The following is an 11,869-nucleotide window of genomic DNA, read 5'->3' as shown; positions in this document are numbered from 1 at the left end:
TCCGAAACCGCTGCATGAAAAACGCCAACGATCGAGCATTCGATCGCTGGCGTTTTGCGTTCGTTGACGGTCAAGCCAAACTTAATCGTTCTGGCTCTCGGCTGCTTCTTTACCGAACATGAACATCGTCATCGGAGCAGCTTTGCCGGCGTTGTAGGTGTAGCCAGCTTCAAGTGCTCGGTCGACGCGTTCCTTGGTTTCGGTCAAGTGTGCCAATGTGTAGGCGTCCATCTTCTTGCCGCATTTCTTGATCGATGATTCGATCTTTGCCGATAGGTTTCGCAGTTCCATACGAGCCAAGTTGCTGATGGGTTTGTAGGCGGCCGTATCATCGGACGATTCCAAAACCAGATCCAACAAGCGTTGCATGTGCTCGCGTTGCAAGTTGCGACGCAGCGAACTGATCATCGGTTTGCGGTCGTTGCGACCTTCAGGGCAGTCCTGTTCCAGTTCTGTCCAAACCGCTTTGTTGATCGTGCCAAGCAATTCCGGCAGCGTCAAAGCGTCTTCATCTTCGGGTAAACGCAATTCATTGTCGTAAACACGGCGTAGCGTGGTGGGATTCATCAACCAAGTTAGCGCGGACGCTTGAACGCCCAGGATTCGGTCATGAATTGGCCAAGCGGCTTCACTGGACATGGCAGATGTTCCGCCCGAATCCAACCATTTGTCGACGCTCATTCGTTCCAGCAGTTTAGGCGTCAACCCGTAAGCGTCGTCTTTGAATGACGTGTTGATCACAAACTCAAGAGCCTTTCGCTGCTGATCCGCAGGGACGACTTCGACGGGTGGTCGGTCGCCGGGGTCGCCTTTCTTATCGCGATTGACGAATGCACCGCCGATCCAGTTCGCCATCATGCTGGCAGCCTTGGTTTGGAGATTCAGCGTCAATTCGTAACCGCGTCGCGCCTTGGCCCAGCTGTCACCATCTTTAACGAACTTCTCCAGGATTCGTCCGCGATAGAGCTTCACTAACTTCATTTGCTCCGTTGCGAAATCCAGAGGATCTTTTGAGAAGTCATAACGGCGAGCCAGTGGATCGGGACCGCTGACGTCTTCGTCTGTGGCGTACTGTAAAGCCGGTTCGCTGCACCGCTTCAGGATCTCGGGAAGCTTCTTGTCATCAAATGTGTATCCATATTCGATCGCCCAGAAGTCATAGGGTCCGATGTCGATCATTGCGTAATCGCCTTGGACTTCCCCGGACTCGAAACGGTAGTTGATGGGGATGTAATCCATCACTGACGAAGCGATCGTCTTTTTGCCTTTGGCATCCTTGCTATTGATTTCGTCCAACGACAAGTGAGCCGAAGCTTTGAAGTTGTGACGAAGACCTAGCGTGTGGCCCACTTCATGAGCGACCAAATCGGCCAAGAGCGGACCGACGAACCATTCAGGCATGCCATCTAGCAACGCCGTCTTTTCAGACTTCTTGTCGTCGTCTTTTTTCTCCGCGACTTTTTCGTCCTTGTCGTCATCCTTTTTCTTGTTTTCGTCGGCGTCCTTTTCGTCGCTGTCCTCGTCCTTCTTCTTTTTCTCTTCTTCCTCTTTTGCTTGTTCTTTTTCGACGTCTTCGGCTGCCATTAGCGTCAGAGCCCAGTTCATTCGCGTCAAAGCCAGGTCCAGGCTGCGGCTGCTGGCGGCCATGCACAATCCATTCTTTTGGCTGACTTGCCCAAACAACCCGTCAAATTCTTCATCGCCGATCAATGACGGATCTGCCTGTGCCATTCGGAAACCGGCCATCGGTTGTGCTGATTCACGAGCGTATTTCATTCGCAAGTGATTCGCGTTAGCGGGGCCGGCCAAACGAACGCGAGGATCCCAGCTAGGGTGTTGCCCCAGCCATGCCAGCGTTTCGGGACTCATGCCTTCCATCGCGATTTTGGGCATCAAGTCTTCGTAGTTGAAATTGAAGTGGCGAATCCAGCCGTCTGTCAAAACAATGTCGGCGTCCAAAATTTCGCCGGTCGATGGATGAACGCGACTGGGACCGATCGCGGTTCCGATGTCGTTGTTCAACCAACGGATAAAGTTGTATCGAACGTCTTCGGGATCTTTCTCCATGTGCACTTTGCTTTGCGCGTCTTGGTACTCGATCACGATTGCGTCAACCAAACCGACTTTTTCAAACGCTTTGTTCCAGTAATCCACACCGGCTTTGATCCAGCGACGGTAGCGGACCGGTGCGGTGTGTTCGACGTAGAAGCGGATCGGTTCTTTGGGAGGGCTCAGCTTTAGCTTGCTGTCGCGTTTTTCAAGTTTCCAGCGGTTGATGTAACGTACGCGAGTTTCATCGTCCGTGTACTTGCTCAGGTCGGAAAACGCCGTGGTGAAATAGCCGATGCGCTCATCAGCGTCGCGGGGTTTGAAACCAGCCGACGTGGCAGGCACTTCGCTAAACGAATAATGCAGCGTTTGCAACTTGCCGCCGGACCCAACGATCTCAAACGCCAATTCGACGTTGGCTGGAAAGACCTTGGCCGATTTAATCGTTTTCAATCGTGTGTTGGTGACGCGAACGCTGCGGCCAAAAAACGTCGACGCGTTGCTGACCAAAAGCGAATCCATGTCGACCACGGGACCACCTGATGGGCCGGTTGCCACGATGGGGACATCCAGCAGAACGCGGTCCGTGAAGAGCCGTTTGACGGATGCTTTGGACTCCGCATCGCCAGTGGCTCGGATGTCTAAATTGGGGGCAATCAGCGCGATGCGCTCGTCATATTTTCGCCACTGCACGACCCATTCGCCCGACTGAAGTCCGGCGTAACGATCGCCGCTGCTGACGGTGAGCGCAATGAAGTAGGTCTTTCCAGCGAAGTTCTTTGGCAGTTCACCCAGAACTTGACCGTCCTTTTTGCGTTTCCAAAGATTGAAAAGCCCTTTGGGATTTTGCATATCGGAGACGGCGATTTTCTCGTAACCCTCCGACACTTTGTCGAATGTGGGTAAATCGCCTGAGGCAGGCATCACGAATCCGAACGCCGTGATCAGCAAGGAAGCAACAATTGACTTAATAGGTTTCATTCCGAACACTCGGTTAACAAAAAGGAGGGTGATCCTTTGAAAGGTAGGTTACAGTCACCACCACGTGAACGATCGTTGGGGCGCTGAGGCAGAAAACAGCCTAATTTGCTGGGCTCGCTCCGCACTGGCTGGCCTAGCTTTGAGACAAAAACTCGCGGAAAGGAGACCGCATGTCCTTAATACTGTTTTATCCGAAAAAGTTCCCCAGAACCAAATAGTTGTCCGACATTCCGGTTTTGCAGCCGACGCATTCGCCGGTTTGGGTCCGGATGAGAGGAATTTGATCGGATTGACGTCTTTTACGATGACGCCGACAATTTGTCCCTCTCCAGCGGTTTGGGAAACCGGATCGAGCGTTGGTAAACGCCAGCGTACAAATATTGCCGTCAATCAACTCTTTTGAACAAGACACTCCGCGATGATGAACGTTCTCAGTAAGCAAGATCCCGATGTTTGGGCCGCAATGGAAGCCGAAGCGATTCGCCAGAGAGATGGTTTGGAGTTGATCGCAAGTGAGAACTACACCAGCCGCGCGATCATGGAAGCCGCCGGTAGCGTGCTAACCAACAAATACGCCGAGGGATATCCAGGGCGACGTTACTACGGCGGTTGCGAACATGTCGACGTGGTCGAGCAATTGGCGATCGATCGAGCCAAAGAGCTGTTCGGTGCCGAAGCTGCCAACGTGCAGCCGCACAGTGGTTCGCAAGCCAATATGGCTGTCTACCTGACCTGCCTGAATCCGGGTGACACCGTGTTGGGGCTGGACTTGGCTCAAGGCGGGCACCTGACTCACGGCATGAAGCTCAACATCAGCGGAAAGCTTTACAACTTTCTCAGCTACGGCGTGGACAAAGAAACGCACCGACTGGATTTCGACCAAATCGCCAAACTGGCTCGCGAGCACAAGCCAAAACTGATCGTCGCTGGTGCCAGTGCGTATCCCCGCGAGATTCCTCACGATAAGTTTGCCGAAATCGCAAACGAAGTCGGTGCTCTGCTGATGGTCGACATGGCTCACTACGCGGGGTTGGTTGCCGCTGGGATTCACAACAGCCCCGTCCCACACGCAGATTTTGTCACCACGACGACCCACAAAACCCTGCGTGGTCCTCGCAGTGGTCTGGTCATGTGCAAAGAAGAGCATCTCAAAGGCGTTAACCGCAGTGTTTTTCCCGGTACGCAAGGTGGCCCTTTGATGCACATCGTCGCTGCCAAAGCGGTGTGTTTTGCTGAAGCTCTCAGGCCTGACTACAAATCGTACGGTCAGGCTGTTGTCGACAACGCAAAAGCTCTCGCGGAAACACTGCTGGAGTGTGGATTGCCTTTGGTCAGTGGCGGCACCGACAATCACTTGATGTTGGTGGATGTGTCATCGGTTGGCATGGGCGGTAAAAAGGCCGAAGCGACTCTGGATCATTGTGGCATCACCGTCAACATGAACATGATCCCATTTGATACTCGCAAACCCATGGATCCATCGGGCATCCGAATCGGAACACCTGCGTTGACCACACGCGGAATGGGCACAGACGAGCTAAAACAGGTTGGCAAATGGATTCACCAAGCACTCACCAACGCAGACGATGAAAAGACTTTGGAATCGATTCGCGGTGAAGTGAAAACGCTTTGCGAAAGCTTCCCGGTTCCAGCTGATCGCGACTGTTAACGCAGTCGTCTAGTATCTGACTTTTTGATTCTCCCCTTATCCGACTTCCAGTCCTACAAAGCAGTTTGATGGCCGACGAAAAGCATCGAATTTTGATTGCCGATGACAACGACGCGAACCGCGAATTGCTGGAGGCGTACTTGGTGAGCGTCGACTGCGAAATCGAAACGTCCGTCGACGGTCAGGACACGCTGGATAAGATCGCCAGTTTCCATCCCGACTTGGTGTTGCTGGATGTGATGATGCCCCGGTTAAGCGGATTCGAGGTCTGTAAACAGATCAAAGAAGGCGAGCAATCGCGGCGCATCATGGTGCTGATGGTGACCGCGCTAAGCGAATTGGGCGACATCGAACGCGCTGTCGAAGCGGGGACCGACGATTTCTTGAGTAAGCCGGTCAATAAGGTCGAGTTGCTCAAACGCGTCGAAAACATGCTGCGGCTCAAAGGCACCGAAGACGAATTGGATCGCCTGCGCAGCTACATTCAGAGCATGGAAGACGACCAGCCCCAAGCGTCTTAGGGCAGCAGAGCATTTTGAAAACGTGGAGCATCTGAAGGCTCTGCGGCGTTCAAAAAAGCGGCACTTCGTTAAGAATGCGGCATTCAAGAAAAAGGTCCGCTGGAGAAAAGTTGCTTGGTAGCGGCAACTTTGGTGGCCTTGCAAGCGGCGGCGGTTTTAAGATTCCGGCGTCGCGGCGGCTTTTGCTTTGCGTTCTTCTTCGCTCAGCAACTTTGGCGGCGCATCCTGGTGTGACTCGACCATTTTGTTGACGACGTCGATCAATTGGTCCAGCCGAAACGGTTTGGCCAGTTGGGCCCAGGATGGCAAGCCATTCTGCCGTGCCTTGACCAGCGAATGACCTGGGTCGTACCCAAAGCCTTTCATCAGCACCATCGGCACTTGGTCCATGATCTCGCCCAATCGGAGCATTAGTTGGTAGCCACTGTAGTCGGGCAGTTTGATGTCGCTGATGATCACATCGTAGCTTTGAGTGTCATCGTCGCTGCGAACCATCAGCACTGCCTCGTCGCCACGGTGAGCGGTTTCGACGACACAGCCATAACGCTCCAGTAACTGGTGGGCGTCTTCGCGAACTTGGTCATCGTCATCGACGACCAAGATGCGTTTTCCGATCAGCTGCTGTTGCTGCATCGAAACAATGCCGACGGGCACTGCTTCCAACGGAGTCATTTTCTGACCAATCTGCTGAATGGTCCGTTTGATGTCGCGGGCGTTCTGCAGAATGCGTCGAATGCGGTCGGTCGCGTCACTGCTGTGCCCAATGTATTCCTCCATGACGTTCACAGCGTCGTTAAGGATTTCGTCCACTGGCATCGCGACGGCACTGTGAATTGCATCACAGCTTTGCTGCGAAGTATTGGCTTTCTGTGCGTTGAGCAGCTCCAGCGTGTTCAGTGCAAATGCAATGTCGCGAGCAAAAATTTCTAGAAACTGTAAATCGCTGTCGCCAAACGCAGCCGGCTGCGGGCTTTCGACATTGATTGTGCCCAGAACTTGGTCGTGCAGGATCAGCGGCACCGTCAGCGAAGAACGCGAGTTCGCCACGCCGGGAATGAACAGCGGGTCATTGACCACATCGTGACAGATGTAGCTGACGCCACTGGCCGCAGCGTAGCCGGTCACTCCGTTGCCTTGCGGGTGCGCGTACAGCTGGCGGTCGGCGGCTTCTTGGTCGATGCCAACGCTCAATAGCGGAACCAAGTTCCCGGTGGTGTGCTCGAGCAAACGAATTTCGATCACTTCAAAATTCAGCAGGTCACTCAGATAGTGACGGATATTTTCTTTGAGCAGATCGATTCGTTGGTCGACTTCCATCATGAAGATTTCTGATGGACGAAGATCGGCCAACTCACGGCCTGCTTGATGAATGGCCGCCAGCTTTTGCTGTTGCAAGATTTCTTCGCTGATATCACTGACCGTGACAATCAGTTGACGCGTGTGGTCTTCATGAACAATCGGAGCTGCATGGACTTGGAAGTACTGATTGTTTCCACTGCAGAGAGTGCTGGTGCTTTCGTCGCCGGTTGCCAATGCCGTGTGGAACGGACAGAAATCGGGGCCCATGATTTCCGGATTGTCTAACAGTTCATACAGCGTCATACCGACCGGCGCTTCGTCAGGTCGGTTGGCCCACTGCCGAAGTCGGCGGTTGGCCCACAGGACGCGAATGTCACAGTCCAGCAGCGCGACGCCTTCGGGCATGTCACGCAGCATCAGCCCGCTCTGGCAAACACCGCGAAGCTCGCTCAGCTGCGGAAGGTGGTTTCTGGCAATCCAGACGCCCTCGATCGCTGGCTCGTTCAGTTCGTCCAAGACAGCCGCGGCCGTATTGATGACGACCATTTCGCTGGTGTCGACGTCGGTCGGCAACGAAAGCGGATCACCAACGCAAATCAGTTTACGCGGTTTTTCGACGTTTTCACTAGTCGGCGTTGATCGATTCATCGATCTGCTCCCGTCGTCGATTTCGTTCTGTTCAAAGAATTATCGTCGCAACCTCTCGTAAAGGCAATCGCGTTTTTAATCGCGACCGTGTCCTTCGCAGTGCGATTCGACAAATCCTTTGACAGTTGAGTTTGCTATTTTGGTACAGGATGGCTCAGTTTGCGGCGGGGTCTATGCCACCGAAAAATGAAGCATGCGTTTGCCCTTCCATGAGAAGCAAGCTTTTCAAAACCAACAGTGGGCATAATAGGTGCAAGTAAGCTATCGCTGACAGTCATGTTTTGGTCCGTTTCGTGATCTTTCTTGCTATTCGATTGCCTATCGGTTTGATCGATTCAGAAATCCTGTCTGCTTTTGACTTGGCGGCAACTTTCTCGCTCGAAGCATCCCGCGCTGTCACTCGATCGGATTCTTTCGGCGACAGCTCTGTGTCATCAGGCAGCTTGCCGCTGCCTGACTTCTGGTCTGGCCGACCGAGTCGATCGGCGTGCCTCGCCGCAAAGTCGGCTGAACTGACAGTAGGGCCTCATTAGTGGCGGATGATGAGTTGCTGTGGTCGCCCGACGGCATCGGATTCCGTTCCGGTGTTGATGGCTGGTCATTGAGAACGGGTGCAAACGCCATCCCTCGTGTCGAACGACTCACATCGCGGCGACAGGCGATTCACCGATCCATGACTCCGAAGGCGGGCAACGTGGGACCGCGCTCGGTCGACAGTCGAGCGCTGGAGCCGATCGAAAGACTCTCAGTCTCACCTAAGGGGGAAGGTGAATCGCCCAGCATCAAGATGCCAGATCAAACTGGTGGTTTAGGGGGGCGCTCGGGGTGGGGCGCCTGCAAGGGTTTCTTTGACTCTGTTCTGGTCATCAGTGCGGTCGTGACTTGGGATGTTCAAGTCGGCAGGGGTTGGCCGAACCCGCTGCCCTGAGAGCGCGAAAAGTCAGATCGGAGAAAATTGGGCTGAAATATCCGTTGGGACCAAAGTACTGGGAAGAAAGGCTCCCAAAACCGCACTACAAAGTGAGCGAATCGTGCGCAGGGTACCCTAAGGGTGTTCATGTGCTCCCTGTCGACCGCTAGTGAACGGATGGTTTGCGGTGAATGGGCAAGGTAGGGATTGGTCCAGTTGGCATGGCACAGAGTCCGACATCGGTCGAGCCGTTTCCACCAGTTGAATTCGCCTTTTTATCCCAGATTGCCGGAGCTGAATCATTGACACTCAGTCTCACCAGTCTAGATTCTTGCTCGCAGGGCTTGTTAGCCCATATTGCGCAGCCGTTACACTTCCTCGTATTTCTACTTGTTGCTCACAGGCTGTGAGACGTTTTGGAGGGTTTCCTTGATGAAAGCACACATGCTTAAGAATTTCTTTGCTTTGACTGCCGCGTTCGTATTCGCGACAGCAGCGCAAGCCCAATGTGGTTCATGCGGAGGCTGCGATAGCGGCACCGGATGTTCGTCAGCAGATGGCGGTAGCGTCGTCTACGGTAGCGGAGCAGGCAGCTATGATGCCGGCTCAGCAGTTTCATACGGTACAGGCGGTGCTTGTGGCGTATCTTATCAGACACAAACTGTGATGCGTTCACAGTACGTGACTGAAACAAAGATGGTGCCTCAAACGAGCTACCAGTGCCAAACGCAAACTCGTATGCGTTCAGTCACAAAGCGTGTTGCATCGGTGCAAACACGTCAGCAGACTTACACAGTGAACGTTCCTCAGCAGCAAACACGCACTGAGAACTACACCGTGCAAGTTGCCGTTCCTTACACTGATACTGAGAGCTACACGGTACAAGTACCTGTAACGACTCAAGTACAACAGTCGTACCAGGTATCGGTCCCTTACACTGAGCAAGTTGCACAGTCTTACACCGTTCAGGTGCCACAGACTTCGCAAGTCGCTCAGAACTACACAGTAAGCGTTCCTTACACCGAAGAACAAGCTTACACCGTGTCGGTTCCTTACACTGAGCAAGTAGCCCAAAGCTACACTGTTCAAGTGCCAGTTCAGAAGACCCGCACCGAGCAGTACACCGTTTCGGTTCCTTACACCGAGAACGTTGAGCAAAGCTACACTGTCCAAGTTCCTGTCACATCGACATCAACTCAGCAGTACACCGTTTCGGTTCCTTACACCGAAAACGTTGAGCAAAGCTACACGGTTCAGGTTCCAGTTCAGTCGACTCGCACTGAGCAGTACACCGTTTCGGTTCCTTACACCGAAAACGTTGAGCAAAGCTACACTGTCCAAGTTCCTGTCACATCGACATCAACTCAGCAGTACCAAGTTTCGGTTCCTTACACCGACACTCAAGAGTACACCGTTCAGGTTCCTGTTCAGTCGACTACGACTCAGCAGTACCAAGTTTCGGTTCCTTACACTGAGAACGTTGAGCAAAGCTACACCGTTCAGGTTCCTGTTACTTCGACAACGACTCAGTCGTACCAAGTTTCGGTTCCTTACACTGAGCAAGTTGCTCAAAGCTACACCGAGCAAGTTCCTGTAACGACTCAGCAAAGCTATCAAGTTGCTGTTCCTTACACCGAGCAAACTCAGCAAAGCTACAGCGTTACGGTTCCTTACACTGAGCAAGTCGCTCAGAACTACACCGTCAGCGTTCCTTACACTGAGCAAGTTTCACAGAGCTACCAAGTTCAAGTTCCTGTTCAGGAAACTAAAACGGCTTACCGTACGGTCAGCAAGTGCGTTCCTGTGACGACAACTCGCAACGTAACTCAAGACCTTGGTAGCTACCAGTTGCAAGCTGTCACTAGCGGTGGCGCAAGCTACGCAGCTGGTGCTGGCGGTGCCGTCGTAAGCGGTGGTGCAGCAGGCGGTTGCGGCGGATCAGACTGTGGCGGTTGCGGTGCATGTGCTCCAGCACCTGCTTGTGGCGGTTGCGGAAGCTGTGGCGGATGTGCTCCAGCAGCACCTGCTTGTGGCGGATGTGACAACGGCTGTGGTGGCTGTGCTTCTGGCGGATCGGTTGCTGTTGCTGGCGGAAGCTACGCTAGCGGCATCGTCGGTGGCGGAAGCTACGCTGGCGGATCGGCTTGTGGTCCTACGACTTCATACCGTCGCGTCTACGTTCCTAACGTTGTGACGAAGCAAGTTCCTGTTACCTCGTATCAGCAACAATCTAGCCAAGTTCCTTACTCGTACACGACGACTCGTATGACTTGCCAAACGCAAACGCGTATGGTTCCTGTCACACGTACTCGTACCGAAACTCGTACTCGCATGGTTAGCGTAACCAAGCAACGTAACGAGACTCGTACTCGTATGGTTCCTGTAACGAAAACGCGTATGGAAACCCGTACTCGCAACGTTACTAGCTACCAAGCTCAAACGAAGACTCGTATGGTTCCAGTCACCAAGACTCGCATGGAAACTCGCACCCGCGAAGTTCCTGTGACCACGATGACAACCCAAACGAAGACTCGTATGGTTCCAGTCACTAAGACTCGCATGGAAACTCGCACCCGCGAAGTTCCTGTGACCACGATGACAACCCAGACTCGTACTCGTCAGGTTCAGAAGACTCGTATGGAAACTCGCACCCGCGAAGTTCCTGTTACGACGATGACGACCCAAACGAAGACTCGTATGGTTCCTGTTCAGAAGACTCGTACAGAAACTCGCACCCGCGAAGTTCCTGTCACGACGATGACGACTCAAACGAAGACTCGTATGGTTCCTGTTCAGCGTACACGTCAAGAAACTCGCACCCGCGAAGTTCCTGTCACTACGATGACTACCCAAACGAAGACTCGTATGGTTCCTGTCACCAAGACCCGTCAAGAAACTCGCACCCGCGAAGTTCCTTACACGGAAATGACAACCGAAACCAAGACTCGTATGGTTCCTGTGACAAAGACCCGTCAAGAGCAACGTACTCGTAGCGTTACTAAGTACCGCAACGAAACGAAAACTCGTATGGTTCCTGTCACTACAATGACAACTGAGACCAAGACTCGTATGGTTCCTGTGACGAAAACTCGCATGGAAACTCGTACTCGTATGGTTCCTCAAACGACGATGACCACGCAAACTCGCACCCGTCAGGTCCAGAAGACCCGTATGGAATCGCAGCAGCGTAGTCGTCAGGTCAACTACACCGTGAACGTGCCACAAACACGTACTCGTAACTACAATGTGACTGTTTACAACAACGTCACTGAGCAAGTTCCTGAAACTTTCCAGGTTCGCGTTCCTGTTACGACCATGCGTGCAGTTCAAGTTCAAACTTGCAAGCAAGTTCCTACGACTGTAAGTGTTCCTGTCTACAACGCTCCTGCTGCTTCGGCTGCTCCTGCTGTCATGGACAGCGGTGCAAGCTACGGTGGAGAAGTGATCATGGACGGTGGCAGCTACAACAGTGGAACAATCATCGACGGTGGCAGCTACGGAAGTGGCGTCATCAGCGGTGGTGCAGTTATCGAGTCAGCCCCTATGGCTACCGGTGCTGGTTGCACGACCTGCAACTAGTTTCGACTGTTGCAAATAATTAACCCTTCGCACGTCTTTTAGATGTGGGAAACAGGATGGAGCCTCGGAGATTATGTCTTCGAGGCTCTTTTTTTATGCGCCGATCGAACAATGCAAAATCGCTATACTCTCAGGATCACTCAAAGATCCGGTCGCTACGGCGCCGGGCTGTTGGCCGGTTCGCCGAATGCACGCCAGCTGAATGGCTGTTTG

At 53.2% G+C, this 11,869-nt stretch carries 5 protein-coding genes; 3 read left to right on the top strand and 2 right to left on the bottom strand.

Annotated elements, in window-relative coordinates:
* Window positions 1-81 precede the first annotated feature (81 nt).
* Entirely contained in the window at window positions 82-3,030 is a 2,949-nt protein-coding gene (locus K239x_RS24660; RefSeq protein WP_145420982.1) for a zinc-dependent metalloprotease, read from the bottom strand.
* Between the two features lie 421 nt (window positions 3,031-3,451).
* Here K239x_RS24660 and K239x_RS24655 point away from each other — a divergent pair, with 421 nt between their 5' ends.
* Entirely contained in the window at window positions 3,452-4,699 is a 1,248-nt protein-coding gene (locus tag K239x_RS24655) for a serine hydroxymethyltransferase (protein ID WP_145422556.1), read from the top strand.
* A gap of 68 nt (window positions 4,700-4,767) precedes the next feature.
* On the top strand, window positions 4,768-5,220 hold the full coding sequence (locus K239x_RS24650) for a response regulator (protein WP_145420981.1): 453 nt from the start codon (window positions 4,768-4,770) through the stop codon (window positions 5,218-5,220).
* A gap of 156 nt (window positions 5,221-5,376) precedes the next feature.
* On the opposite strand, the gene K239x_RS24645 is transcribed toward K239x_RS24650, so the two are convergent.
* Window positions 5,377-7,167 carry a GAF domain-containing protein gene (locus tag K239x_RS24645; RefSeq protein WP_145420980.1) on the bottom strand — a complete coding sequence of 597 codons (1,791 nt, stop codon included), beginning with the start codon at window positions 7,165-7,167 and terminating at the stop codon, window positions 5,377-5,379.
* 1,342 nt (window positions 7,168-8,509) lie between these two features.
* Here K239x_RS24645 and K239x_RS24640 point away from each other — a divergent pair.
* On the top strand, window positions 8,510-11,656 hold the full coding sequence (locus K239x_RS24640; protein WP_145420979.1) for a ribonuclease E domain-containing protein: 3,147 nt from the start codon (window positions 8,510-8,512) through the stop codon (window positions 11,654-11,656).
* Window positions 11,657-11,869 lie beyond the last annotated feature (213 nt).

The sequence above is a fragment of the Stieleria marina genome (assembly GCA_007741555.1).
Taxonomy (GTDB): domain Bacteria; phylum Planctomycetota; class Planctomycetia; order Pirellulales; family Pirellulaceae; genus K23-9.
This window is presented reverse-complemented; position numbering and strand designations above follow the sequence as displayed.